The organism is Pseudomonas lurida, from assembly GCF_002563895.1.
GTDB lineage: Bacteria > Pseudomonadota > Gammaproteobacteria > Pseudomonadales > Pseudomonadaceae > Aquipseudomonas > Aquipseudomonas lurida.
On sequence record NZ_PDJB01000001.1, the window covers coordinates 4562660 to 4587048 of the forward strand.

The 24389-nt window shown below is 62.1% G+C and carries 24 protein-coding genes and 1 riboswitch; of the genes, 5 read left to right on the forward strand and 19 right to left on the reverse strand.

Annotation, left to right across the window (positions count from 1 at the left end; all coding sequences use genetic code 11):
• Window positions 1–2: 2 nt before the first annotated feature.
• The 9 genes from cobC to cobO form a co-directional block, all read right to left on the reverse strand.
• Window positions 3–578, reverse strand: a complete 576-nt coding sequence (gene cobC, locus ATH90_RS20620) for an alpha-ribazole phosphatase family protein (protein ID WP_098467173.1) — start codon at window positions 576–578, stop codon at window positions 3–5.
• Window positions 575–1630 carry a nicotinate-nucleotide--dimethylbenzimidazole phosphoribosyltransferase gene (gene cobT, locus ATH90_RS20625; RefSeq protein WP_098467174.1) on the reverse strand — a complete coding sequence of 352 codons (1056 nt, stop codon included), beginning with the start codon at window positions 1628–1630 and terminating at the stop codon, window positions 575–577. The genes cobC and cobT overlap by 4 nt, the downstream gene beginning before the upstream one ends.
• The gene (gene cobU, locus ATH90_RS20630; protein WP_034108025.1) at window positions 1627–2148 is read right to left on the reverse strand and encodes a bifunctional adenosylcobinamide kinase/adenosylcobinamide-phosphate guanylyltransferase; all 522 of its coding nucleotides are present in this window, start codon (window positions 2146–2148) and stop codon (window positions 1627–1629) included. The genes cobT and cobU overlap by 4 nt, the downstream gene beginning before the upstream one ends.
• A gap of 139 nt (window positions 2149–2287) precedes the next feature.
• The gene (locus ATH90_RS20635; RefSeq protein ID WP_098467175.1) at window positions 2288–3739 is read right to left on the reverse strand and encodes a cobyric acid synthase; all 1452 of its coding nucleotides are present in this window, start codon (window positions 3737–3739) and stop codon (window positions 2288–2290) included.
• Complete coding sequence (cobD, locus tag ATH90_RS20640) at window positions 3736–4725, reverse strand: threonine-phosphate decarboxylase CobD (RefSeq protein WP_034108029.1); 990 nt, start codon at window positions 4723–4725, stop codon at window positions 3736–3738. Before cobD ends, ATH90_RS20635 begins: the two co-directional genes overlap by 4 nt.
• Window positions 4718–5626 (reverse strand): adenosylcobinamide-phosphate synthase CbiB, encoded by a 909-nt coding sequence (gene cbiB / locus ATH90_RS20645; RefSeq protein ID WP_034108031.1) that lies wholly within the window; start codon window positions 5624–5626, stop codon window positions 4718–4720. The genes cobD and cbiB overlap by 8 nt, the downstream gene beginning before the upstream one ends.
• Window positions 5623–6273: a 5,6-dimethylbenzimidazole synthase gene (gene bluB, locus ATH90_RS20650; RefSeq protein ID WP_034108033.1), complete on the reverse strand. Its 651-nt coding sequence runs from the start codon at window positions 6271–6273 to the stop codon at window positions 5623–5625. Before bluB ends, cbiB begins: the two co-directional genes overlap by 4 nt.
• Entirely contained in the window at window positions 6270–7658 is a 1389-nt protein-coding gene (locus ATH90_RS20655; protein ID WP_098467176.1) for a cobyrinic acid a,c-diamide synthase CobB, read from the reverse strand. The genes bluB and ATH90_RS20655 overlap by 4 nt, the downstream gene beginning before the upstream one ends.
• On the reverse strand, window positions 7655–8266 hold the full coding sequence (cobO, locus tag ATH90_RS20660; protein ID WP_034108037.1) for a cob(I)yrinic acid a,c-diamide adenosyltransferase: 612 nt from the start codon (window positions 8264–8266) through the stop codon (window positions 7655–7657). Before cobO ends, ATH90_RS20655 begins: the two co-directional genes overlap by 4 nt.
• Before the next feature lie 79 nt (window positions 8267–8345).
• Window positions 8346–8605: riboswitch (cobalamin riboswitch) on the reverse strand.
• A 99-nt stretch (window positions 8606–8704) separates the two neighbouring features.
• On the opposite strand from cobO, the gene ATH90_RS20665 reads away from it, so the two are divergent.
• Complete coding sequence (locus tag ATH90_RS20665; protein ID WP_098467177.1) at window positions 8705–10018, forward strand: PQQ-dependent sugar dehydrogenase; 1314 nt, start codon at window positions 8705–8707, stop codon at window positions 10016–10018.
• A gap of 71 nt (window positions 10019–10089) precedes the next feature.
• Here ATH90_RS20665 and ATH90_RS20670 read toward each other — a convergent pair whose 3' ends face one another.
• The 5 genes from ATH90_RS20670 to ATH90_RS20690 form a co-directional block, all read right to left on the reverse strand.
• Entirely contained in the window at window positions 10090–10629 is a 540-nt protein-coding gene (locus ATH90_RS20670) for a C40 family peptidase (RefSeq protein WP_034108041.1), read from the reverse strand.
• A gap of 144 nt (window positions 10630–10773) precedes the next feature.
• On the reverse strand, window positions 10774–11403 hold the full coding sequence (locus ATH90_RS20675; RefSeq protein ID WP_034108043.1) for a C40 family peptidase: 630 nt from the start codon (window positions 11401–11403) through the stop codon (window positions 10774–10776).
• 213 nt (window positions 11404–11616) lie between these two features.
• Window positions 11617–12321 (reverse strand): DnaA regulatory inactivator Hda, encoded by a 705-nt coding sequence (gene hda, locus ATH90_RS20680; protein WP_025855817.1) that lies wholly within the window; start codon window positions 12319–12321, stop codon window positions 11617–11619.
• A gap of 203 nt (window positions 12322–12524) precedes the next feature.
• Window positions 12525–13598 (reverse strand): AI-2E family transporter, encoded by a 1074-nt coding sequence (locus ATH90_RS20685; protein ID WP_010208663.1) that lies wholly within the window; start codon window positions 13596–13598, stop codon window positions 12525–12527.
• A gap of 32 nt (window positions 13599–13630) precedes the next feature.
• Entirely contained in the window at window positions 13631–14671 is a 1041-nt protein-coding gene (locus ATH90_RS20690; protein ID WP_098467178.1) for a DUF2066 domain-containing protein, read from the reverse strand.
• Between the two features lie 355 nt (window positions 14672–15026).
• Here ATH90_RS20690 and purM point away from each other — a divergent pair, with 355 nt between their 5' ends.
• The 4 genes from purM (at window position 15027) to ATH90_RS20710 (ending at window position 18020) form a co-directional block, all read left to right on the forward strand.
• Window positions 15027–16085, forward strand: a complete 1059-nt coding sequence (gene purM, locus ATH90_RS20695) for a phosphoribosylformylglycinamidine cyclo-ligase (protein ID WP_098467179.1) — start codon at window positions 15027–15029, stop codon at window positions 16083–16085.
• Window positions 16085–16735, forward strand: coding sequence for a phosphoribosylglycinamide formyltransferase (gene purN / locus ATH90_RS20700; RefSeq protein WP_034108050.1), 651 nt, complete (start codon window positions 16085–16087; stop codon window positions 16733–16735). The genes purM and purN overlap by 1 nt, the downstream gene beginning before the upstream one ends.
• Before the next feature lie 8 nt (window positions 16736–16743).
• Window positions 16744–17457, forward strand: coding sequence for a DUF3108 domain-containing protein (locus tag ATH90_RS20705; RefSeq protein ID WP_034108052.1), 714 nt, complete (start codon window positions 16744–16746; stop codon window positions 17455–17457).
• A 374-nt stretch (window positions 17458–17831) separates the two neighbouring features.
• Window positions 17832–18020, forward strand: a complete 189-nt coding sequence (locus ATH90_RS20710) for a hypothetical protein (protein ID WP_010208657.1) — start codon at window positions 17832–17834, stop codon at window positions 18018–18020.
• Window positions 18021–18118: 98 nt separating this feature from the next.
• On the opposite strand, the gene ATH90_RS20715 is transcribed toward ATH90_RS20710, so the two are convergent.
• From ATH90_RS20715 to cysM, 5 genes are all read right to left on the reverse strand, one after another.
• The gene (locus ATH90_RS20715; RefSeq protein WP_025855811.1) at window positions 18119–18664 is read right to left on the reverse strand and encodes a DUF2058 domain-containing protein; all 546 of its coding nucleotides are present in this window, start codon (window positions 18662–18664) and stop codon (window positions 18119–18121) included.
• Window positions 18665–18689: 25 nt separating this feature from the next.
• On the reverse strand, window positions 18690–19523 hold the full coding sequence (mazG, locus tag ATH90_RS20720) for a nucleoside triphosphate pyrophosphohydrolase (RefSeq protein WP_098467180.1): 834 nt from the start codon (window positions 19521–19523) through the stop codon (window positions 18690–18692).
• Between the two features lie 141 nt (window positions 19524–19664).
• Complete coding sequence (gene relA, locus ATH90_RS20725) at window positions 19665–21908, reverse strand: GTP diphosphokinase (protein ID WP_034108057.1); 2244 nt, start codon at window positions 21906–21908, stop codon at window positions 19665–19667.
• Between the two features lie 138 nt (window positions 21909–22046).
• A complete protein-coding gene (gene rlmD, locus ATH90_RS20730; protein WP_098467181.1) occupies window positions 22047–23399 on the reverse strand; it encodes a 23S rRNA (uracil(1939)-C(5))-methyltransferase RlmD in 1353 nt (450 codons plus the stop codon).
• The gene (cysM, locus tag ATH90_RS20735; RefSeq protein WP_025855807.1) at window positions 23399–24301 is read right to left on the reverse strand and encodes a cysteine synthase CysM; all 903 of its coding nucleotides are present in this window, start codon (window positions 24299–24301) and stop codon (window positions 23399–23401) included. The genes rlmD and cysM overlap by 1 nt, the downstream gene beginning before the upstream one ends.
• Window positions 24302–24389: the final 88 nt, after the last annotated feature.

Here is a 24389-nt window from a genome sequence, read left to right on the forward strand (position 1 = left end):
GTCTACCCCACTTCCTTCAGCGCGCCGTCAGCGCACACCTGCAGGTTGAATAACCCACCGTGACCGACTTCGACATTTAACAGCTGCTCCCTGGGCAAGTCGCGCGCCTGCGCCAGCAGCAGCCGCATCACACCGCCATGACTGATCAGCAACACACGCTCACCAGCGTAGGCCTGGTGCAAGCGTGCGACTGCACCCAGCACCCGATCGGAAAAAGCGCTGACGGGCTCGCCGTCCGGTGGCGTAAAGCTGTAGGGGTCAGCCCAGAATAACCCCAGCCCCTCGGCGTCGGTCTCCATCAAGGCTGCCGCACTCTGTCCTTCCCAGGCGCCGAAGTGCAGCTCTTGCAGGTCCTTCTCGAGCGTCACTGGCAGGTTGAGCCGAGCACCCAATTCGTCGGCAAACCGCGCGCAACGCTGCAGTGGCGAACTGACCAAACGGTCCCACGGCCCCTGCGTCACCACCGCGTCGCGCATCTGTGCCCACCCCTTGGCGGTGAGGGCGTCGTCGAGGCTACCGCGCAGGCCGCCACCCCGTTCGGTTTCGCCGTGGCGCAGCAGGTCCAGGTGCAAAATCATGCCGGGCGGTCCGCCACGGCGGCTTCGGCGAAGGTCGCCATTTGCCCGTGCAACGCACAGGCCAGGCGCAATAACGGCACCGCCAACGCAGCACCGCTGCCCTCACCCAGGCGCAAGCCAAGTTCCAGCAGTGGCTTGGCGTCGAGGCTCTGCAGCACATGGCGATGACCCGGTTCGGCACCGCCATGGCCGAACACCAGCCACTCGCGGCACGCCGGGTTCAAGCGCGTCGCGACCAGCGCCGCGACGGTACAGATAAACCCATCCACCAGCACCACGATGCCTTCCTGGGCACAGGCCAGATACGCACCCACCAGCGCGGCAATCTCAAAGCCGCCAAGATTGAACAACGTCTGCAATGCATCACCGTGCTGGCCGGCATGCAACGCCAGTGCGCGTTCGATCACCGCCACCTTGTGGCTGACGCCCTGGGCGTTCAACCCGGTGCCCGGCCCCGTGAGGTCGCTGACCTGGCAATCAAGCAAGGCACACGCCAACGCACTGGCAGCGGTGGTGTTGCCGATGCCCATCTCGCCACCGATAAACAGTTGCGTTCCGTTTGCCAACGCACGCCGTGCACTGTCACGACCGGCTTGCAGGGCGAGCTGTCCCTGGGCCTCGGTCATCGCCGGACCGTGGACGAAGTTAGCGGTGCCCGTGCCGATATTCAGGTGACGCACACCGGGCAGCTCCAGGGACGGCGTTACTGTCCCTAGGTCGACCACGTCCAACTGCGCATCCAGTTGCCGCGCCAATACGCTGATGGCCGCGCCACCGCTGACGAAGTTTTGCAGCATCTGCCCAGTGACTGCCTGGGGATATGCCGACACTCCTTCTGCAACCACGCCATGATCGCCAGCGAAGATGGCGATCCACAGCCGATCCACCGATGGCTTGACCTGGCCCTGCAAGCCAGCCAATTGCACTGCCAGCGCTTCCAGTTGGCCCAGAGAGCCGGCCGGCTTGGTCAGTTGCTGCTGGCGTGCCAGAGCGTGTTCGTATGCCTGCGCGTCGATCGCCTTACAAGGGTTGAGCCACCAGGTGTCAGTCATAACGCAGTACCTTTCAAAGTCAGGGGCAGGCCGGCGACGGTCAGGACAACACGCTGACACCGCTCGGCCAAGGCTTGATGCAGCCAACCGGCTTCATCCACATAGCGGCGAGTCAATTCGCCCAGCGGCACGACACCCAGACCGGTCTCGTTGCTGACAAAAATGAGTTCACCCGGCAGCGAGGCCAGGGTTTCCAGCAGTTGATCGCGCTCGAATGCCAGGCGCCCGGCGTCTTCGAGCATCAGCAGATTAGTCAGCCACAAGGTCAGGCAGTCCACCAGCAGGCACTGCCCGGCGGCTGCGTTTTCCCGCAACACACGCGCCAGTTCAATCGGCTCCTCGATCAGGCCCCAATGGTCCGGACGACGCTGGCGGTGCAGGGCGACGCGCTCGTTCATCTCGCCATCCAATGGCTGGCTGGTGGCGATGTAAGTGACAGGCAAGGCACTGTCGCTGGCGAGCTTTTCGGCCAGGCGGCTTTTGCCGGAGCGGGCGCCGCCGAGGATCAGTTGAAGCATGGGATGGCACCTCGGGTGGGCTGAAATGGGTTGACCGTCAGGCCGCCTTCGCGGGCAAGCCCGCTCCCACATTTTGAGCGTGGTGCGTCAGTTAAATCGCAGGCAAGCCAGTCCTCACAGGAGGGACGCGTGCGCACCCTTAAATCCCACATAGATTGCGCAACAACTCAGTATCCAAATGATTCTCCACCAGGTCAGCCAGGCGCTCGATATCGCGCTCGCGCAAGGCGTGGTAGTCAACCTCCTGCACGTCCTGCAACCCAGCCCAGCGCAGCAAGGCGCTGCAGGCAGCCGGGCTTTCGAACAGCCCGTGCAGGTAAGTGCCGAGGATCTGCCCGTCGTCACTCTGGGCGCCATCGCTGCGACCGTCATCGAGCAACACCGCCGCATTCGACAAGGCCTCGCCGGTCGTCACGCCCGCATGGATCTCATAACCGCTGACTTGCGCATCCTCCAGCAACAACCGCCCGCGCACATTGCGCAGTTGTTTCTCTTGTTCCAGCGTGGTGCTGAACGACAGCAGCCCAAGGCCATCGCTGGTGCCGGCAGGCCCCTCCAGGCCTAGCGGGTCGTGCACCTGCTCGCCGAGCATCTGCAAGCCGCCACAAATACCCAGCACCTTGCCGCCATAGCGCAAGTGCCGCGCCACAGCGGTTTCCCAGCCGTTGGCGCGCAGGTAGGCCAGGTCGCTGCGCACGCTTTTCGAGCCTGGGAGGATGATCAGGTCGGAGGCCGGAATGGGCTGGCCCGGGCCGACAAACTGCAGGTCCACTTGAGGATGCAGGCGCAGTGGATCGAAATCCGTGTGGTTGCTGATGCGCGGCAACACCGGCACCACCACCTTGAGCACCTGCGCCGCCTTGTCGATCTGGCGCTGGTCGATGCCATCTTCGGCTTCCAGGTGCAGGTCCATCACGTAGGGCAGAACGCCCACCACCGGTTTACCGGTGCGCGCTTCCAGCCAGTCCAGGCCCGGTTGCAACAACGCGATGTCACCGCGAAAGCGGTTGATGATGAACCCTTTGACCCGCACCTGTTCCGTGGGCGACAGCAATTCCAGGGTGCCGACCAGGTGGGCAAACACGCCGCCGCGATTGATATCGGCGATCAGCAGCACCGGGCAGTCGACCGCCTCGGCAAAGCCCATGTTGGCGATGTCATTGGCGCGCAGGTTGATCTCCGCCGGCGAGCCCGCGCCTTCGACCATCACCACCGGGTAGGCGTGGCTCAATCGAGCGTGAGAAGCCAGCACCGCCTGCATCGCAATGGCTTTGTAGTCGTGGTAGGCCACCGCGTTCATGCTGGTCACGGCGCGGCCATGGATGATCACTTGCGAACCCGTGTCGCTGTTGGGCTTGAGCAATACCGGGTTCATGTCGGTGTGCGGCGCCAGGTTGGCGGCCTGGGCCTGCACCGCCTGGGCGCGGCCGATCTCGCCGCCTTCGGCCGTCACCGCGCTATTGAGCGCCATGTTCTGTGGCTTGAATGGCGCCACTGCGACGCCCTGGCGTACCAGCCAGCGGCACAGCGCCGTCACCAGCGTACTTTTGCCGGCGTCAGAGGTGGTGCCTTGCACCATCAGCGTACTCATGTCGCTTCCTTGTAGGCGATCAGGGCCTCGTCGAGGCGCAGCCAGTCGGCCTCGGTATCGGGCAGGCCAAAGCGCAGGCTGCTGTCGTGGACAAACAGGCGCAGCAGGATGCCGCGCTGGGCCATGAATTCGTGCATGCGTTCGGCGTGGGGCGTGATCAGCCATTGGAACAAGGCACAGCCGCCCTGGGGTTGAAAGCCGTGGCGCTCCAGCAAGGCGAACAAGCGCTGGCCGGCCTCGATGCATCGCACGCGTTGCTGCACCTGCCCGGCCGTGTCGCGCAAACACACTTGGCCCAACACCCGCGTCGGCCCGCTGACGGCCCAAGGGCCGACCTGCTCGGCCAGTAACTTGAGCAGCTTGCGCTCGGCCAACACGAAGCCCAGTCGCACGCCGGCTAGGCCGAAGAATTTACCGAACGAGCGCAACACAATCAGGCCGACCTGATGCGCCTGGCCCGCCAGGCTCAGTTGCGGGGTCACGTCCATGAACGCTTCATCCACCACCAGCCAGCCGCCGCGCTGGGCCAGCCGCGAGTGCCAGTCCAACAAGCGTTGCGGGGTGAGGGTCAAGCCGGTGGGGTTATTGGGGTTGACCACCACCAACACGTCGAGGCCATCAAGGAAGAAATCGACTTCCTGCTCCTGCACTTCGCGCACCACGTAACCGGCGCGGCGCCAGGCTTCAGCGTGTTCGGCATAGCAAGGCGACAGCACGCCGACCTTGCCGGAGCGGCGCAGGCGTGGCAGCAACTGGATCGCCGCCTGGGAGCCCGGCACCGGCAATAGATGCGCAGCGCCGTAATACTCGCTGGCGGCCTGCTCCAGGCCGTCGTCGGTTTCGGGCAGGCGTGCCCAGGCGCGCAGGGGTATCTCGGGGATCGGCCAGGGCCAGGGCGCAAGGCCGCTGGAGAGATCAAGCCAGTCGGCCTCGGCTATCCCGTACTGAATCGCTGCCTTGCGCAGCCGGCCACCGTGTTCAAGCATAGAATTGCGCCCCTGCACATAGGATCAGCAGCCACAACCATACGCCGCGCTGCACCAGTTGCCAGCCCCGGTCGATGGCATCGGCATCTGCCGCCGGACCTTCGCCCAGTTGCGGGCGCTGGTGCACCTCACCGTGGTAGATCGCCGCACCGCCCAACGCCACGCCCAGGGCACCTGCACCGGCGGCCATCACCGGACCGGCGTTGGGGCTGTCCCAGGTCGGGCCCTGGGTGCGCCAGCATTTGAGCGCCAGGCGCGTCTTGCCCAGCACCGCGTAGGTCAAGGCCACCAGGCGCGCAGGAATGTAGTTCAGCACATCGTCGATTTTTGCCGCTGCCCAGCCGAAACGTTCGAAGCGTTCGTTGCGGTAGCCCCACATGGCGTCGAGGGTGTTGCTCAGGCGGTAAAGCACCACGCCCGGTACGCCGGCGACCACAAACCAGAAAATTGCGGCGAACACTGCATCGCTGCCGTTCTCCAGCACCGATTCGGTGGCGGCGCGGGCGACTTCGGTGCGGTCCAGCTCACTGGTCTGGCGGCTGACCAGGTAGCTCACGCGCTTGCGCGCTTGCTCCAGGTCGTCGCTGCGCAGGGCCTGGGCCACCGGCATCACATGCTCGCCGAGGCTGCGCATGCCGAGGGCGCAATACAACGCCAGGATCTCCAGGACCCAACCGATATACGGCGCCCACGACAACGCCGTGGCCAGCAGGGTCAGCGGCACCACGGCGATAAACCACGCCGTCACGCCATGGCTGCGCCAGCCGCGCCCCCCGGAGTTGAAACGTCGCTCGATGCGCCCGGCGAAATTGCCGAACGCCACCAGCGGATGCCAGCGCCTCGGTTCGCCCAGCAGCGCATCCAGCGCCACGGCAGCGACACACAACAAGGCCACACTCATTGACTCACTCCCCACGCATTCTCATACACCATGTCACTCAATGGCCGAGGCTCGGTCCAGCCTTCGAGTTGCAACATCGGTGCCGGGTAAAACTCGGTCACCGGCCCAAGGCACAGGACGGCCAGGGGTTTCGCGCCCGGCGGCAAACCCAGCAGATCGGCCAGCGCCTGGGGCTCGAACAGCGAGACCCAGCCCATGCCCAGGCCTTCGACGCGAGCTGCCAGCCACAGGTTCTGGATCGCGCAGGATAACGACGCCATGTCCATTTCCGGCAAGGTACGCCGACCGAAGATGTGCCGCTCGCGATCATCCATCAACGCCGCGACCAGCACTTCGGCACAGTCATGAATGCCTTCGACCTTGAGCTTCATGAATTCGTCGGAGCGCTCGCCGAGGGCCTCGGCGGTGCGTACGCGCTCTTCTTCCACCACCTGTTGAATCTGGCTACGCAAGGTGCGGTCGCTGATACGAATAAAACGCCACGGCTGCATCAGGCCGACACTCGGCGCCTGGTGCGCAGCCTGGAGCAGCCGTTGCAGCAATTCGGGAGCGACAGTGCCGCCGCTGAAGTGGCGCATGTCGCGGCGTTCGGCGATAGCGCGGTAGACGGCCTGGCGATCGGCCTCGGGAAAGGCGTTATCGGTCATGGCCTCTTCGCGGGCGAGCCCGCTCCCACAGGTTGATTGGTGAACACTGTCGATGTGGGCGCCGGCTTGTCGGCGATAACGGTCTCAAGGCTCGGCGCAAACAAGGCCGCTACCGCAGCCGGATTCGACGGGAAATAAAAATGCACGTAGGACGCGGTCATCCGCCCCTGCCGATACACCGCCTCGGCACCGCGCCCGCCATTGGGGCTCAGGCCACGGGCAATCGGCTGCCACTCGGTGCTGGTCAGGGAATGATGATAGGTGTGGCCACGCAGCGTGCCTTCAGGCAGGTCGACACTTTGCAGGGCCAGCGCCGCGAGTTTCTTTTGCATCACGGCATCGCCCTGCAGCAGGCCGACCAGTTCGGCGCGGGTGCCGTCGACGTCGGTCAGCGAGTCGAGCAGGTAGAGCATGCCGCCGCACTCGGCGAGCAAGGGTTTGCCGGCCGCGTGGTGAGCACGAATGGCGTCGAGCATCGAAGTGTTTTCCGACAGCGCCTGATGGTGCAATTCCGGGTAACCGCCGGGCAGGTAGAGGCTGTCGGCGTCAGGCAATTGGCGATCATGGATCGGCGAGAAGAAACTCAACTCGGCCCCCATCGCACGCAGCAGGTCGAGGCTGGCGCCGTAGGTAAAGGCGAAGGCTTCGTCACGCGCCACGGCGATGCGCACGCCTTTGAGCAAGGGCTCAGCCTCGATCACTTGCGGTGCGGCAAAGGTCACGGGCGGCGGCAAGGCCACTTCGCAACTGCTGCCCAACGCCTGGGCAGCAGCGTCCAGGCGCACGTCGAGGTCATTGAGTTCGCTCGCCTGCACCAGGCCGAGGTGGCGGCTGGGCAACTCGATACCGGTCTCGCGGGACAACGCACCGTACCAGCGCAGGCCTTCGGTGAGGCTACCTTCGAGCAATTGCGCATGGCGCAGGGTGCCGACACGGTTAGCCAGTACACCGGCGAACGGCAGATCCGGCTGATAACGCGCCAGGCCCAAGGCCAACGCGCCAAATGTCTGCGCCATGGCCGTGCCGTCGATCACGCCCAGCACCGGCACGCCAAAGTGTCGCGCCAGGTCGGCGCTGGACGGCGTGCCATCGAACAGGCCCATGACGCCTTCGATCAGGATCAGGTCGGCGTCCTGCGCCGCTTCCCACAGCAAGCGGCGACTTTCCTGCTCACCCACCATCCACATGTCCAATTGATACACCGGCGCACCGCTGGCGCGCTCGTGGATCATCGGGTCAAGGAAGTCCGGACCGCATTTGAACACGCGCACCTTGCGCCCCAGGTTGCGGTGCAAGCGGGCCAGCGCCGCGGTGACAGTGGTTTTGCCCTGGCCGGATGCCGGTGCGGCGATCAGGACAGCAGGGCAATGACGGGGCTGATTCAAAGTTCGACGCCCTTCTGTGCCTTGATACCGGCCTGGAACGCGTGCTTGAGCATGCCCATTTCGGTGACCGTGTCACCCATTTCGATCAACTCTGGCTTGGCGCCACGGCCGGTGACCACCACGTGCTGCATCGGAGGGCGGGCTTGCAGGTCGCTGAGGACTTGGTCGAGGTCGAGGTAACCGTGCTTGAGCGCGATGTTCAGTTCGTCCAGCACCACCAGGCCGACGGCCGGGTCTTGCAGCAACTCGCGGGACACCGCCCAGGCGGCCTCGGCGGCAGCGATATCGCGCTGGCGGTCCTGGGTTTCCCAGGTGAAGCCTTCGCCCATCACGTGGAAGCGCACTTGCTCAGGGAAGCGGCGGAAGAACAATTCTTCACCGGTGCTGTTACGCCCCTTGATGAACTGCACCACACCGCACTGCATGCCGTGGCCCATGGCCCGGGCCAGCATGCCGAACGCGGAACTGCTTTTGCCCTTGCCGTTGCCGGTCAATACCAGCAACAAACCGCATTCGTTGGGGGAATTGGCGATGCGCTCGTCGATCACGGCTTTTTTGCGCAGCATGCGTGCCAGGTGGCGTTCGTCGCGGTCGGGGGAATCGGTCATGGCAGCTCTCCGTTGGGGCTGGACAAAAACGGCGGGCAGGAAAAAAGAAAAACAGACAGCCAAGCATCGCCCACCGTGATGCTGTTGGATGTTTCAGGCCGGTCTCCGGGCTCATGAGTGGTGCGCCTGCTGTGTAGAGAGAGCAGGTGCTGGCCGACGCGGCGCCTTCCCATATCGCGGGCGATACAGTGGCAAAAAGCAGCGTCTTGTCTCATTTACCGTTGCGGGGGCAGCGCCGGAATCGCGGCAACACTGTGTACAAGTGCGCTCACTCACCGGCTTCCCTGTTTCACTCCGTCGACCCATGGGTCACAGAGCACCTGTAACAAGCGGCGAAGGTTAGTGGGTTGGGGGTGGAGCGTCAATTAAAGCTGACCTTACACTTGAACCATCGCACCGCCGCCCTCCTCTACCGTTACAGGTATCAAGGAGAACACCATGCATAAAACCAGACTCGCCCTACTCATCATGGTCGCCGGCACCCTCGCCGCCTGCGGTGAAAGCTCCACGCTTCAGGTCTCCGACGGCACCGGGCCTTCGCCCAAGTTGCCGGAACCGAACAAAACCCTGATCCCCACCGTCAACATCGCACCGGCCATCGGCTGGCCCGAGGGCGCGAAACCAACGGCTGCCGCTGGCACCCAGGTGGCGGCGTTCGCTGAGGGCCTGGACCACCCGCGTTGGCTGTACGTACTGCCCAATGGCGACGTGCTGGTGGCGGAAACCAACGCACCACCCAAGCCGGATGACGCCAAGGGCATTCGTGGCTGGGTCATGGAAAAAGTCATGGGCCGCGCCGGTGCAGGGGTGCCGAGCCCGAATCGCATCACACTGCTGCGTGACGCCGATCACGACGGCGTCGCGGAAACCCGCACGGTTTTCCTGGAGAACCTCAATTCGCCGTTTGGCATGACACTGGTCGGCAACGACCTGTACGTGGCCGACTCGGACAAGCTGCTGCGCTTCCCCTATCAACCGGGCGAAACCACGATCAAGCAAGCAGGCACCAAAGTTGTCGACCTACCAGGCGGCAGCATCAACCACCACTGGACCAAGAACGTGGTGGCCAGCAAGGACGGTAGCAAGCTGTATGTGAGCGTCGGCTCCAACAGCAATGTCGGGGAAAACGGGCTTGAAGCCGAACAGGGTCGGGCAGCGATCTGGGAAGTGGATCGCGCCAGCGGCGAGCATCGCATCTTTGCCTCCGGCCTGCGCAACCCGAACGGCATGGCCTGGGAGCCCCAGAGCGGCCAGCTGTGGACTGCCGTCAATGAGCGTGACGAGATCGGCAGCGACCTGGTGCCGGACTACATCACTTCAGTCAAGGATGGCGCCTTCTACGGCTGGCCGTTCAGCTATTACGGGCAGCACATCGATGTGCGCGTGACACCGCAGAATCTGGACCTGGTGGCCAAGGCGATTGCGCCGGACTACGCCGTGGGCCCGCACACGGCGTCTCTGGGGCTGACGTTCGCCGAGGGCAGCAAACTCCCGGCGCAGTTCAGCAACGGCGCGTTCATCGGCCAGCATGGTTCGTGGAATCGCAAGCCACACAGTGGCTACAAGGTGATCTTCGTGCCGTTCGAGGGCGGGCAACCCAAAGGGCAGCCGGTGGATGTGCTGACCGGGTTCCTCGACAAGGATGAGAAAGCCATGGGCCGGCCGGTGGGCGTGGTGATTGATCAGCAGGGGGATTTGCTGGTGGCGGATGATGTGGGGAATAAGGTGTGGCGCGTTTGGGCAGCTAAATAACTCATCTCAAGAACGCCACACAACAAGGGGGGAGCGGGCAAGCCCGCTCTCCCCTGTAGAGCGACGTCAACTCAGGGATTGCGCGCCAGGTTTGCTGGCAACACGCGCTTGGCGCTCAGGTAAGCATTCTGCCAATACGCCTTGGACAGGGTATCCAGCTTCACCGTACCGCCGGTTTGCGGCGCATGCACAAAGCGGCCTTCGCCTACATAGATCCCGGCGTGGCTCACCTGGGAACCGCCACCGGTGGCGAAGAACAGCAGGTCGCCAGTCTGCAGGTTCTGCTCGCTGACATCTTGTGCGCGCATCACGATCAGCTCGCGGGTGGTACGCGGCAGGGAGATCCCGGCCGCATCGCGGAAGACAAAACCGATCAAGCCGCTGCAATCAAACCCGGAATCCGGGGTGTTGCCGCCCCAACGGTAAGGCGTGCCGACCAGGCCCAGTGCGCGAAAGAGCACATCTTCGGCCGCAGGCGAGAAGTTTTGCGTGGAATAGTTGAACACCGGCTTGGGTTTGACCGCTACGGGAGCGGGCGGCGGTGGACGGTTTGCGCAGGCGCTGAGCAGCGCGGCGCAAACAATGAGAATCAGGCGGGCCGAGGTCGACATGTGCAGAACAATCCTGGTCTGGATGCGGCTTTCGCTGCCGAACGCTGAAAACCAGAACGCGCAAGCAAAGCTCGCGCGAACGGATTACAACAATGTCCAGGGATTCTAGCGCTTACACGTCAAACTTCAAGTATCACTTTAAGTTTACTTGCTAGCGGTAACCGTAGTCGGGGCCATGGCGAGTGCGCGCTTGGCTTCGATGAAGGTTTTGCTCCAGTAACTGTCACCCAGGTTGTCGACTCGAACACCGCCACTGCGACGGCTGCTGGAGTGGATAAACTGGTTGTCGCCCAGGTAGATACCGGCATGGCTCACTCGACCACGGCCAGCTGTACTGAAGAAAAGCAGATCACCAGGCTTGAGGTTGTTGCGCGCGACCAACGGTGCATTCACGTTGATCATTTCGCGAGTGGAGCGTGGCAGGTTCATGCCAGCTTCTTCACGAAACAGGTAGCCGATGAAGCCACTGCAGTCGAAACCGGCTTCAGAGGTACCGCCGAAACGGTAACGGGTACCGATCAGGGACATGCCGCGTTCGAGGATGCTGTCGGCCAGAACTGGAAGCTGATAAGGCTTGTTGCCGGAGAAATTGGCCAGTTCCTTTTCGGTTGCCACTTCTTCTTCGTAAACAGAAGCAGACTGTGCAGCAACGAATTTTGCCTGGTTTTGAACCTGTGGTTTTTGCTGTTCTGCCACCTGTTGAGGGTGGGAGGCGCAACCAAACAACAGGGTAACGAGTGCGAGAGGCACGAGGGGTGCGAAGCGATTTAGCATGGGCACGACCGTGGCTGATATGTAAAGAAGTCGAGACTATGCCCACTATCACATCGATTTGCAAATTCAATCGTGATCTATGTGACTTCTTGTTTGGACGATGACATCTAAGCCCTTAACACCCTTTACCTGCCTTTTGCGTGGCCAAACCGGTCAAAACGCAGGTTTTCTGGCGCCTGGAATTTGCCGGAACCCGCGAAAATAAAGGCCCGGCTACCAGCCGAGGGTTTCTTTCAGGAAAGGGATGGTCAGCTTGCGCTGGGCCTGCAAAGACGCCTGATCGAGCTGTTCGAGCAAGTCGAACAACGCGCTCATGCTGCGCGTGCCACGGGTGAGAATAAAGTGCCCCACCTCGTCGGTCAGGTGCAGGCCGCGCCGCGAGGCGCGCAATTGCAAGGCACGCAATTTGTCTTCGTCGGAGAGCGGGCGCATCTGGAAGATCAGCGCCAGGGTCAGCCGCGACTTGAGGTCGGCCAACTTGATCGGCAGCTCGCGTGGCGAGGTCGACGCGGCAATCAACAGCCGCCGACCGCTGTCACGCAGGCGGTTGAACAGATGAAACAGCGCCTCCTCCCAATCCGCCTTGCCGGCGATCGCTTGAAGATCGTCCAGGCACACCAGCTCGTATTGCTCAAGATGGTCGAAGATACCGATGCCGCGGTCCATCAACTCCGCCAGGGGCAGGTAAACCGCCGGTTCGCCCATTTGCTCGAAACGCAGGCACGCGGCCTGCAACAGGTGGGTACGCCCTACGCCGTGCTTGCCCCACAGATAGATCAGGCTTTCGGTCCACCCGGCGTCGGCTTCGCAGAGCCGCTCGACATAGCCGAGTGCAGCGGCATTGGCGCCTGGGTAGTAGTTGATAAAGGTGGCGTCATCACGCAGACGCACACCCAAGGGCAGCTGAATCGGTTTCATGCTGACTGAACGGCTCCAAACGAACCGTTAGTGGCCTCTATGTAAAGTTTGCAAAGTTTATACCCGTGACGCCGGGCGCACAATGCAACAGACCCCAAGCAAAATCAAAGGTTTGCGTTAACTTGTTGGATTTACGCAAATTGTTTGACACCGCCGCCCCTGAAACAACAAACCCGGCCTGAGCCGGGTTTATGACGAAGCCATTACAAGTCGGGGTCTTCAACCCCCGTATACACATCCGAATCCTTGTACAGGTCGTGCACATGGCGCACCAGCACCATGATCACCGCCGCCACCGGCAGCGCCAGCAGGATACCGGTAAAGCCGAACAGCTCACCGCCCGCCAGGATCGCAAAGATCACCGCCACCGGGTGCAGGCCAATCCGATCGCCGACCAGCAGCGGCGTCAGCACCATGCCTTCCAGGGCCTGGCCGACCATGAAGACCGCAACGATGCCGAGCATCGGATACAGGTCGCCGCCAAACTGGAACAGCCCCGCCACCAACGCCGCGCCGATACCAATCACAAAGCCCATGTACGGCACGATCGCAGCGAGGCCGGCGATCAGGCCGATCAACAGGCCCAGTTCCAGGCCGATAGCCATCAGGCCAGCCGCATAGATGATCCCCAGGGCCAACATCACCAGCAATTGGCCACGCACGAAGGCACCGAGCACTTCATGGCATTCTTCGGCCAGCGAGACAATGCGCTCCTCACGGTCACGCGGCAGCAGGCTGCGGATCTTGGCCATCATGAGGTCCCAGTCGCGCAGCAGGTAGAACGCGACTACCGGGATCAGCACCAGATTGGTCAGCCAACCGATCAGCGCCAGGCTGGACGCAGTGGCCTGGCTTAGCACAACGCCGACGATATCGGTGGTCTGCCCCATGTGCTCGCTGATCGCTGCCTTGACCTTGTCGAACTTCCAGAAACCATCCGCCAACCCCAGCTTGGCCTGGGCCCATGGCATCGCCGTGTGCTGCAACCAGTCGAGCATCTGCGGCGCCAGCTCATAGAGCCGGAACAGCTGCTTGGCCAGCATCGGCACCAGCACCAGCACCAACGCCGTGATGATCAGGGTAAACAGTGCGAACACCGCCACCACCCCCCAGGTACGCGACAGCCCGGCTTTCTCCAGGCGATCCACCACCGGATCGAACAGGTAGGCCAGCAGCAGCGCGACCAGGAACGGCGTCAGGATCGAATGCAGCAAGAATACAAAAACGCACAGCAGGACAATCCCGCCAAGCCACACCCAACGACGCGTATCCGCCATAAACCACTCCATCTATATAAAGAAGAAAACTTCTACCAACGAAAACGCAGTTGCGCCTGAGGTTCTGGTGCAGCCGCCGGCTGGGCACCCTCTGTCACCGGTTGCTGTACCGGCGCCTCACCCGCAGGAATTTCCTGCAGCTTGGCCAGGCTCAACTGCGTGCGCACCTGGTCAGCACTGCCGTTGACGCGATACACGATGCGACTGCCATCCACGAGCTGGGGCTGAGCGCCAAAAGGCTCGAGCAGATGACCCAGCGCGGCATAGCGCTCCAGGGTCATTCCCTGCACTTCCAGCAATTGTTCGGTGCTTACCCCAGGCTTGACCGCAAAGCGCGGTGCCAGTTTTTGGCTGACCGCCAGCATCACCGCATCGGCCACGGCGCCGGTGTCGGCTCCCTGGGCCGCGCCCTGCTCGCTCTTGTCGCCCAACCACAGACGCCACTTGGCTTGCCATTGACTGCCTTCCTGCCGCGCATGCACGGCCAGCAACGCGTCGGCGCCGTAACGCTCGGAAGCCGCGCGCAGCGGCGTGGCGTCGGCACTTTCCAGGTTAGGCGCGGTGGCGACCACCTGCTCATCCAGATCGCCCAACGGTAGACGCAACGGCAAGCCACGGTGCTGCGCCGCACGGCGCAGCGCCTGGGCCACGGTCTGGCCATCGCCCACCAGGCTGCTGCCTTCGGTAGAGTCGTTCAGCCACCAGCCGAGAATCGATGGCCGGTTGCTGCCCCAGATCGACAGGCCGGCATCACGCAGGGCGCGATCAGTGCTTACTGGGTCGAAATCCACTTGCAGGCTTTCCGGCGGACCGGCGTCGTAGCCATATTGGCTGATGATTTGTTGCGGGTCTTTGCGAACGGCCGCCAGGCCTGGGCCATCGGCAGCCTTGGCGTCGCCGGTCAGGCGGATCACCAGGGTCTGCACGGCACGCTGTGTGGCCTGGTCTCGCTCTTGCGGCGATTGGCTGCTGACGGGTTCGAGTACTTGATAAAGGCCATTGAGTGTTTCGGCATGACTCGCCAGGCTGACCAACGACAAGCAGCCTACAAAGAAGAATTTACACAGACGCATGGAAGATTCCCGAACGACAAATTTAGCGGCTGGAACAGACCGCGTGAACTCGGTTTGGCAAGGCTGTGACCACAACCACCGATAAAACATTCACAGGGTCTTGGCAGTTTTTGTACTGTCATAACGATAGCGGGTTAAAGGCTATACCTTAATACGCGCCAAAGCAGAGCCGATTAGCATTTTTTTAACCGGCTTTTTTTGCCTATATGGCCCTGCCCGTCGGCCCGAGGATGGCCGCTGCCCCTCAAGCCTGATAAAATCGCGCGCCTTCGCAGACCGTCAACGGCTGGGCCTTTTACCCAAAGCGCCTGCCCGCTCGGTCGTTACCCCTGAATCCCCCCTAAAGGCCTGGATCATGAGCAAGCAACCCTCCCTGAGCTACAAGGACGCCGGTGTAGACATCGACGCCGGTGAAGCATTGGTCGAACGCATCAAGAGCGTCGCCAAGCGCACTGCGCGCCCCGAAGTCATGGGCGGCCTGGGCGGTTTTGGCGCCCTCTGCGAAATCCCGGCCGGCTACAAGCAGCCTGTGCTGGTGTCCGGCACCGACGGCGTGGGCACCAAGCTGCGCCTGGCACTGAACCTGAACAAGCACGACACCATCGGCATCGACCTGGTTGCCATGTGCGTCAACGACCTGGTGGTGTGCGGCGCCGAGCCGCTGTTCTTCCTCGACTACTACGCCACTGGCAAGCTGAACGTGGACACCGCTGCACAAGTGGTCACCGGCATCGGCGCTGGCTGCGAACTGTCGGGTTGCTCCCTGGTCGGCGGCGAAACCGCTGAAATGCCAGGCATGTACGAAGGCGAAGACTACGACCTGGCCGGCTTCTGCGTCGGCGTCGTGGAAAAAGCCGAGATCATCGACGGCTCCAAGGTTGCCGCCGGTGACGCCCTGCTGGCCCTGCCGTCGTCCGGCCCGCACTCCAACGGTTACTCGCTGATCCGCAAGATCATCGAAGTGTCCGGCGCCGAGATCGAAAACACCCAGCTCGACGGCAAGCCGCTGACCGACCTGCTGATGGCCCCGACCCGCATCTACGTCAAGCCACTGCTCAAGCTGATCAAGGACACTGGCGCGGTCAAGGCCATGGCCCACATCACTGGCGGCGGCCTGCTGGACAACATCCCGCGCGTTCTGCCAAAAGGCGCCCAGGCAATCGTCGACGTGGCCAGCTGGCAGCGTCCTGCGGTATTCGACTGGCTGCAAGAGAAAGGCAACGTCGATGAAACCGAAATGCACCGCGTGCTGAACTGCGGCGTGGGCATGGTCATCTGCGTGGCTCAAGAGCATGTTGAAAGCGCGCTGAACGTACTGCGTGAAGCCGGCGAGCAGCCTTGGGTCATCGGCCAGATCGCCGCTGCCCCGGAAGGCGCAGCTCAGGTTGAGCTAAAGAATCTCAAGGCTCACTGATGTCGCAGACCTGTAATGTCGTGGTGCTGCTTTCCGGCACCGGCAGTAACTTGCAGGCCTTGATCGACAGCACGCGCACCGGCGACAGCCCGGTGCGCATCGCTGCGGTGATCTCCAACCGCAGCGACGCCTACGGCCTGCAACGCGCCAGGGACGCAGGTATCGACACCCGCTCCCTGGATCACAAAGCGTTCGACGGCCGTGAAGCCTTCGACAGCGCCTTGATTGAACTGATCGACGCCTTCAAGCCCCAACTCGTGGTACTCGCCGGTTTCATGCGCATCCTCAGCGCTGATTTCGTGCGGCATTACGAAGGGCGCCTACTGAATATCCACCCTTCCCTGCTGCCCAAGTACAAAGGCATGCACACGCACCAGCGTGCGCTTGATGCCGGCGACAGCGAGCACGGCTGCAGCGTGCACTTTGTCACCGAGGAACTCGATGGCGGGCCTCTGGTCGTACAGGCAGTGGTTCCGGTAGAGTCTGACGACTCAGCGCAGAGCCTTGCGCAACGGGTTCATGCCCAGGAACACAGGATTTACCCGCTGGCTGTTCGCTGGTTTGCCGAGGGGCGGTTGATTCTTGGTGACCAGGGTGCATTATTGGACGGTCAGTTACTCGCGGCCAGCGGCCACTTGATTCGAACCTAGGAGATTTTATGCGTCGCGCCCTGCTCTTCGCTTTTGCGCTGTTCGCCTTGCCTGCCGTGCAGGCAGCAGACCTTCACCCTTTCTCCGTAAGCTACACCGCCGACTGGAAACAGTTGCCCATGAGCGGTTCGGCTGAGCGCAGCCTGGCCAAGAACGGCGACGGCACCTGGACCTTGAACTTCAAGGCTTCCATGATGATCGCCAGCCTGACCGAAACCAGCGTGATCCAGTTTGACAAAGACGCCCTGCAACCGAAGAGCTACACCTTCGAACGCGGCGGCCTGGGCAAGGCGAAGAAGATCAACCTGGACTTCGACCAAGCCACCAAGAAAGTCACCGGCTTCGAAAACAAAGATCCGGTCAACGTGGCCCTGCAAAGCGGCATGCTCGACAAGTCGACCTACCAGTTGGCCCTGCAGCGCGATGTGGCTGCCGGCAAGAAAAGCATGAGCTACAACGTGGTTGAAGGCACCGACGTCGACACCTACGACTTCCGCGTGATCGGCCCGGAAAAGGTCCAGACCAAGGTCGGCTCCATCGATGCGATCAAGGTTGAGCGCGTGCGTGACCCGACACAAAGCAAGCGCATCACCCAGATGTGGTTTGCCAAGGACCAGGGCGGCATCCTGGTTGCCCTGCGCCAGGTCGAAACCGACGGCAAGGAATACAACATCATGCTGCAGGACGGTACTGTTGACGGCAAGGCTGTCAAAGGTAGCTGATCGGTAGATGGGACAAAGAGCCTCGCAGATGCGGGGCTTTTTTTCGCCTGGAGGTTTTGTGTTGAAGCGTCGACCGCTATCGCAGGCAAGCCAGCTCCCACATTTTGAAATGCATTCCAAAGGTGGGAGCTGGCTTGCCTGCGATAGCGGCGGCCCAGTCAATACAAGGCTGAAGCCTTACACCAACATGAAACTTTTGTCATAAAACTCAGCACCCTGCGACGCAATGTCACGGTTTACGCGGCCTGCGGCACTGTTGCGTTTTGTGCAATGAATTGTTGCGTGCAAAATCGGTTTACTTAGCAAGCTAACAAAACATATAACAAAGGCCTGCGACGACTTGCCGCAGATCCACCAGAGATTGGAGCAAGCAGATGACTGTAAAAGTAACTGAACGCGACGACGAACATATGTCCCACGAAGCACTGGGCCATGGGATTCATATCTGGGATGTACACCAACAAGACCTGTTGGTCGGCATGTTTCACAACGAGAGCGACGCTCATAATTATAAAAACGAGCTCGAAGCCCTTGAGATGAGACGCCAGGCGCAAGGCTCCTGAGACTCTGAAATCGCGCAGGCGTCCAGCCCCACACAGCAGCTGGACCGCCTGCAAACAAAAACCCCGCCTTTTGAGCGGGGTTTTTCGTTGCTACAGCCTTACCACATCAGATCATCGGGGATCTGGTAGGCGGCGTATGGATCATCCTCATCCGGCACTTGGCTTTCAGTGAGGATATTAAGCTGCACGATACGCTCCGGTGCGCGCTCCTGGATCTTCAGTGCCGCTTCGCGCGGGATCACCTCATAGCCGCCCCCATGGTGCACGATCGCCAGGGAGCCGTTGCTCAGCTTGTTGCGCATCAACGTGTTGACCGACAGGCGCTTGACCTTCTTGTCATCCACGAAGTTGTAGTAGTCCTCGGTGGTCAGCTTGGGCAGGCGCGAGGTTTCGATCAGTTGCTTGACCTGGGCAGCGCGGGCCTTGGCCTCGGCTTTTTCCTGCTGCTGACGGTTCAGTTCCTGGTCGCGCTTGACCTTCTCGGCCTGCGCCTCGGCAGCCAGGCGGGCCTGGGTGTCATCGGCCTCGATCTGGCCTTTGTGGACCAGGCGCTGCTGCTTCTGTTTCTCTTTGCCGACCTGCTTGGCCTGCTTTTGGTTGACCAGACCTGCTTTGAGCAACTGGTCGCGAAGGGAAAGGCTCATGGTGCTTACTCACTTAGGCAACTGCTCAACCGCAGCTGGACACATTCTTTTCCTGACGTTTGGCTTCGCCCCACAGGGCGTCCATCGTTTCGAGGGTGCAATCTTCTATGGATTGGTGCGTGTCGCGCAATGCTTGTTCGATAAATCGAAAACGTCGTTCGAACTTGGCATTGGCGCCACGCAGCGCGGATTCCGGGTCGACCTTGAGGTGACGCGCCAGGTTGACCGCTGCGAACAGCAGGTCGCCAACCTCATCGGCAATCGCCACCGGGTCGTTGTCAGCCATGGCTTCGAGCACTTCATCCAGCTCTTCGCGCACGTTGTCCACCACCGGTAAGGCGCAGGGCCAATCGAAGCCGACCTGGCCGGCGCGCTTCTGCAATTTGGCGGCACGGGACAGGGACGGCAAGGCGGTGGGCACATCATCCAGCAGGGAAAGCTGCTCGGGGGCGTCGGACTTCTCCGCGCGCTCCTCGGCCTTGATCTGCTCCCAGCGCTCCTTGACCTGCTCTTCGCTCAGTTGCGGGACATCCAATGGTGCATACAGGTCGCCGGTAGGGAATACATGGGGATGGCGACGGATCAGCTTGCGGGTAATGCTGTCGACCACCCCGACAAATTCGAAGCGCCCTTCTTCTCGCGCCAACTGGCTGTAATACACCACCTGGAATAGCAGGTCGCCCAACTCGCCTTGCAGGTGATCGAAGTCGCCGCGCTCGATGGCGTCGGCGACTTCATAGGCTTCTTCCAGGGTGTGCGGGACGATGGTGGCATAGGTTTGCTTGAGGTCCCACGGACACCCGTATTGTGGGTCCCGCAGGCGGTTCATCAGGTGCAGCAGGTCTTCAAGTGAATACATCAGTCAATCTCTACCCTTATTTCGAGCATGCTGAAGGTCAAATGTGGAAACTGGCTTGCCTGCGACGCGGGCGCCTCGGTAGGTCGGGCAGACCGAGTCGATGCTATCGCAGGCAAGCCAGCTCCCACCTTCTGAACCGCATCATGGGGTGCGATTGCGCCGCGTCTCGATGATGTTCGGCAACTGGGAAATCCGCCCCAGCAAGCGTCCCAAGGCGTCCAACCCCGGAATCTCGATGGTCAGGGACATCAACGCGGTGTTGTCCTCTTTATTCGAGCGGGTGTTGACTGCCAGCACGTTGATCCGCTCATTGAGCAGCACTTGCGACACGTCTCGCAACAAACCGGAACGGTCGTAGGCACGGATCACGATGTCCACCGGGTAGGTGAGCACCGGCACCGGGCCCCAACTGACCTGGATGATGCGCTCCGGCTCGCGACCGCCCAGTTGTAGGACCGAGGCGCAATCCTGGCGGTGAATACTCACGCCGCGGCCCTGGGTGATGTAGCCGACGATGGCGTCGCCCGGCAACGGCTGGCAGCAGCCAGCCATTTGCGTCATCAGGTTGCCTACGCCCTGGATCTGGATATCGCCGCGCTTGCCCGGCTTGTAGCCGGTGGCCTTGCGAGGGATCAGCTCCAGCTGTTCGCTGCCGCGTTCCGGCTCGACCAGTTGTTGGGCCAGGTTGACCAGTTGCGCCAGGCGCAGGTCGCCGGCACCGAGCGCGGCGAACATGTCTTCGGCGATCTTCATGTTGGCTTTTTCGGCCAACTTGTCGAAGTCCACCTGGGGCAGGCCCAGGCGCGCCAGTTCGCGCTCGAGCAAGGTTTTACCGGCGGCAACGTTCTGGTCGCGTGCCTGCAGTTTGAACCAGTGGACGATCTTCGCCCGCGCCCGCGATGTAGTGATATAGCCCAGGTTCGGGTTCAGCCAGTCGCGGCTCGGCGTACCGTGCTTGCTGGTGATGATCTCGACCTGTTCACCGGTCTGCAGGCTGTAGTTGAGCGGCACGATGCGCCCGTTGATCTTGGCGCCCCGGCAGTTGTGACCGATCTCGGTGTGTACGCGGTAGGCAAAATCCAGCGGCGTGGCACCTTTCGGCAAGTCGATGGCATGACCGTCCGGGGTGAAGATATAGACCCGGTCCGGCTCGATATCCACGCGCAACTGTTCGGCCAGGCCGCCGATATCGCCGAGTTCTTCGTGCCATTCCAGCACTTGGCGCAGCCAGGAGATTTTCTCTTCGTACTGGTTGGAGCCGGCCTTGACGTCAGTGCCCTTGTAGCGCCAGTGCGCGCACACACCCAGCTCGGCCTCTTCGTGCATGGCGTGGGTGCGGATCTGCACTTCCAAGACCTTGCCCTCGGGCCCGATCACCGCCGTGTGCAGCGAGCGATAGCCGTTTTCCTTGGGGTTGGCGATGTAGTCGTCAAATTCCTTGGGGATATGCCGCCACAGGGTGTGGACGATACCGAGTGCGGTGTAGCAGTCGCGCATTTCCGGCACCAGCACGCGTACGGCACGCACATCGTAGATCTGGCTGAAGGCCAGGCCCTTGCGCTGCATTTTGCGCCAGATGGAATAAATGTGCTTGGCACGGCCGCTGATGTCGGCTTCGACGCCGGTGGCCTGCAACTCCGAGCGCAGCTGATTCATCACGTCGGCGATAAAGCGCTCGCGGTCGAGTCGCCGCTCGTGCAGCAGTGTGGCGATCTGTTTGTATTGATCGGGCTCGAGGTAACGGAAGGACAAGTCCTCCAGTTCCCACTTGATATGGCCGATACCCAAGCGGTGCGCCAGCGGGGCGTAGATATCAAAGACTTCGCGGGCGACGCGGTTGCGTTTCTCGTCGTCGGCGGTTTTCACCGCACGGATCGCGCAGGTACGCTCGGCCAGCTTGATCAGGGCGACGCGTACGTCGTCGACCATCGCCACCAGCATCTTGCGCAGGTTCTCGACCTGGCCCTGGGTCCCCAGCACCATGGACTGGCGCGGGCTCAGGCTGGCGCTGATCGCGGCCATGCGCAGCACGCCATCGATCAGCTTCGCCACCACTGCGCCAAAACGCTGGCTGACGGTGGGCAACGGAATATGCCCTTCACGCACGCCGCGATAGAGCACGGCGGCGATCAGCGAATCCTGGTCCAGCTTGAGGTCCGCGAGGATCTCGGCGATCTCCAACCCGGTGCGAAAGCTTGAAGTGCCTTCGGCCCACAGGTTCTTGGCCGCATTGTCTTGCTGCTCAGACTCACGAGCGAACTCGCAGGCTGCTTTCAAGGCTTCACGGTCCAGTGCCGGGTCGACACTGATGGCATGATCCAGCCATGCCTCGAGATTGATACTGCCGTCGGTGTTGATCGGCTGGTGTGCTCTCACCTGTACCATCTTGCTTACCTTCCCTACGACGCACCTTGGATGCGTCAAAAATCATCGCTGACCTGCTTTACCGTAGCAAAGCTTACACACACTCCCTGGCAGGTCACGGCCTTGGAGAATGCAGGCCAGTCGGATTAAACGGGCATCCTAGCCCGCTTCAAATAACGCCATCGCCTCGACATGCGCGGTTTGCGGAAACATGTCGAGGATTCCGGCACGTTTTAGCCGGTAGCCTTGCTTGACCAACTCAACCGTGTCCCGCGCCAGCGTGGCCGGGTTGCAGGACACATACACCAGACGCTTGGCCCCAAGGGTCGCGAGCTTGCGCACAACCTCCAGGGCACCATCGCGGGGTGGGTCCAAGAGTACCGCAGAAAAGCCCTGTTTGGCCCACTCCGCGTCAGTCAAAGGCTGGGACAAATCGGCCTGAAAAAACTGCGCATTATGCAAATTGTTGCTGGCGGCGTTGCCGGCCGCCCTGTCCACCATGGCCTGTACACCTTCCACCGCCACCACTTCGCGCACCTGGCGAGCCAGCGGCAAGGCAAAATTGCCCAAGCCGCAAAACAGGTCCAGCACCCGTTCATCGGGTTGTGGCGCGAGCCACTCCAGCGCCTGGGCGACCATCGCCGCGTTGACCCCGGCGTTGACTTGCACGAAATCTCCCGGCCGGTAGGCCAGTTCCAGATCCCATGCATCCAGGCGGAAGCCGAGGGCCTGGCTTGGCTCGACAGGTTCCGGCTGTCCCTCGCAATGCAGCCACAGTTGCGCGTCATGGAAGGTGCAAAATTCTTTCAAGATGTGCACGTCCGCTTCCGACAGCGCCGCCATGTGCCGCAGCAACACGGCGGTGGACGTACCACTGAACAACTCCACATGCCCGAGCACCTGGGGCTTGCTCAAGCGACGCAGCATGTTGGGCAGGCGCTGCATGATCGGTTGCAAGGGCTGTACCAGCACCGGGCAATCGTCGATCGCGACGATGTCCTGGCTGGCCACGGCGCGGAAACCGACTTGCAGGTGCTTGGCCTTGGCATCCCAACGCACCGCCACACGGGCGCGGCGACGGTAGCCGAACTCCGGCCCACTCAACGGCGCGGCCCACTCTTGCGGTTCGACACCCGCCACACGGGACAGTTGCTCGGCGAGCATGCGCTGTTTGAGGGCAAGTTGTTCGGCATGGGGCAAGTGCTGCACGCTGCAACCACCGCAACGGCCAAAGTGCGCGCAGGGTGCCGGGCGACGCAGTTCGCTGGCCGTGAACACGCGCTCGGTGCGGGCCTCGACGATTTTGCCGTGGGTGCCCAGCACCCGCGCTTCCACGTCTTCGCCGGCCAGCGCGCCATTCACAAACCAGGTGCGGCCCTCAAAGAACACAATGCCGCGCCCGTCATTGGCCAGGCGCTCGATGACCAGGCGTTGTTTCTTGCCCACGGGAATCTGCGGGGCTCGGCTGCCGCCGGTCGGTTGGAAGCGCAAGCCTCTCTCGTGCTTGGCCATCAGTTGGGCGCGTCGAAGATGCCGGTCGACAGGTAACGGTCGCCTCGGTCACAGATGATCGCGACAATCACCGCGTTTTCCACCTCTTTGGACAAGCGCAACATACCGGCCACGGCGCCACCGGAGGACACGCCGCAGAAGATGCCTTCTTCACGGGCCAGGCGGCGAGTGGTGTCTTCGGCTTCACGCTGGGCCATGTCGATGATGCGATCCACGCGCGTGGCGTTGTAGATCTTCGGCAGATACTCTTCGGGCCAGCGGCGGATGCCCGGGATGGCCGCGCCTTCCATCGGTTGCAGGCCAACGATCTGGATCGCCGGGTTCTGCTCCTTGAGGTAGCGCGAGTTGCCCATGATGGTACCGGTGGTGCCCATGGAACTGACGAAATGGGTGATGGTGCCCTGGGTCTGGCGCCAGATTTCCGGACCAGTGGTGGTGTAGTGCGCCTCGGGGTTGTCACCGTTGGCGAACTGGTCCAGCACCTGGCCACGGCCTTCGGCGGCCATGCGCTCGGCGAGGTCGCGTGCGCCCTCCATGCCTTCTTCCTGGGTCACCAGCACCAGCTCTGCGCCATAGGCGGTCATCGCTGCCTTGCGCTCGGCGCTGCCGTTGTCGGGCATGATCAGCACCATCTTGTAGCCCTTGATCGCCGCGGCCATGGCCAGCGCGATCCCGGTGTTACCCGACGTGGCTTCGATCAGGGTGTCGCCGGGCTTGATCTGCCCACGCAACTCGGCGCGGGTAATCATCGACAGCGCCGGGCGGTCTTTTACCGAACCGGCCGGGTTGTTCCCTTCGAGCTTGAGCAACAGGGTATTGCTGGTTTCACCCGCCATGCGTTGCAAGCGGACCAGGGGTGTATTGCCGACGCAATCGGCGATTGTAGGGTACTGCAAGGTCATGGCGTATTCGCAATCCAGACTGCGGGGGCGAACATCATACCGGGAAAGCCTGGCGCGCCATATCACGCAAAGTGCGGTGCTTATGGCT

Bases quoted from the DNA above. Each gene is read 5' to 3' on its own strand.
- cobC (WP_098467173.1), bottom strand. From the start codon at position 578: ATGATTTTGCACCTGGACCTGCTGCGCCACGGCGAAACCGAACGGGGT.
- cobT (WP_098467174.1), bottom strand. From the start codon at position 1,630: ATGACTGACACCTGGTGGCTCAACCCTTGTAAGGCGATCGACGCGCAG.
- cobU (WP_034108025.1), bottom strand. From the start codon at position 2,148: ATGCTTCAACTGATCCTCGGCGGCGCCCGCTCCGGCAAAAGCCGCCTG.
- ATH90_RS20635 (WP_098467175.1), bottom strand. From the start codon at position 3,739: ATGAGTACGCTGATGGTGCAAGGCACCACCTCTGACGCCGGCAAAAGT.
- cobD (WP_034108029.1), bottom strand. From the start codon at position 4,725: ATGCTTGAACACGGTGGCCGGCTGCGCAAGGCAGCGATTCAGTACGGG.
- cbiB (WP_034108031.1), bottom strand. From the start codon at position 5,626: ATGAGTGTGGCCTTGTTGTGTGTCGCTGCCGTGGCGCTGGATGCGCTG.
- bluB (WP_034108033.1), bottom strand. From the start codon at position 6,273: ATGACCGATAACGCCTTTCCCGAGGCCGATCGCCAGGCCGTCTACCGC.
- cobO (WP_034108037.1), bottom strand. From the start codon at position 8,266: ATGACCGATTCCCCCGACCGCGACGAACGCCACCTGGCACGCATGCTG.
- ATH90_RS20665 (WP_098467177.1), top strand. From the start codon at position 8,705: ATGCATAAAACCAGACTCGCCCTACTCATCATGGTCGCCGGCACCCTC.
- ATH90_RS20670 (WP_034108041.1), bottom strand. From the start codon at position 10,629: ATGTCGACCTCGGCCCGCCTGATTCTCATTGTTTGCGCCGCGCTGCTC.
- ATH90_RS20675 (WP_034108043.1), bottom strand. From the start codon at position 11,403: ATGCTAAATCGCTTCGCACCCCTCGTGCCTCTCGCACTCGTTACCCTG.
- hda (WP_025855817.1), bottom strand. From the start codon at position 12,321: ATGAAACCGATTCAGCTGCCCTTGGGTGTGCGTCTGCGTGATGACGCC.
- ATH90_RS20685 (WP_010208663.1), bottom strand. From the start codon at position 13,598: ATGGCGGATACGCGTCGTTGGGTGTGGCTTGGCGGGATTGTCCTGCTG.
- ATH90_RS20690 (WP_098467178.1), bottom strand. From the start codon at position 14,671: ATGCGTCTGTGTAAATTCTTCTTTGTAGGCTGCTTGTCGTTGGTCAGC.
- purM (WP_098467179.1), top strand. From the start codon at position 15,027: ATGAGCAAGCAACCCTCCCTGAGCTACAAGGACGCCGGTGTAGACATC.
- purN (WP_034108050.1), top strand. From the start codon at position 16,085: ATGTCGCAGACCTGTAATGTCGTGGTGCTGCTTTCCGGCACCGGCAGT.
- ATH90_RS20705 (WP_034108052.1), top strand. From the start codon at position 16,744: ATGCGTCGCGCCCTGCTCTTCGCTTTTGCGCTGTTCGCCTTGCCTGCC.
- ATH90_RS20710 (WP_010208657.1), top strand. From the start codon at position 17,832: ATGACTGTAAAAGTAACTGAACGCGACGACGAACATATGTCCCACGAA.
- ATH90_RS20715 (WP_025855811.1), bottom strand. From the start codon at position 18,664: ATGAGCCTTTCCCTTCGCGACCAGTTGCTCAAAGCAGGTCTGGTCAAC.
- mazG (WP_098467180.1), bottom strand. From the start codon at position 19,523: ATGTATTCACTTGAAGACCTGCTGCACCTGATGAACCGCCTGCGGGAC.
- relA (WP_034108057.1), bottom strand. From the start codon at position 21,908: ATGGTACAGGTGAGAGCACACCAGCCGATCAACACCGACGGCAGTATC.
- rlmD (WP_098467181.1), bottom strand. From the start codon at position 23,399: ATGGCCAAGCACGAGAGAGGCTTGCGCTTCCAACCGACCGGCGGCAGC.
- cysM (WP_025855807.1), bottom strand. From the start codon at position 24,301: ATGACCTTGCAGTACCCTACAATCGCCGATTGCGTCGGCAATACACCC.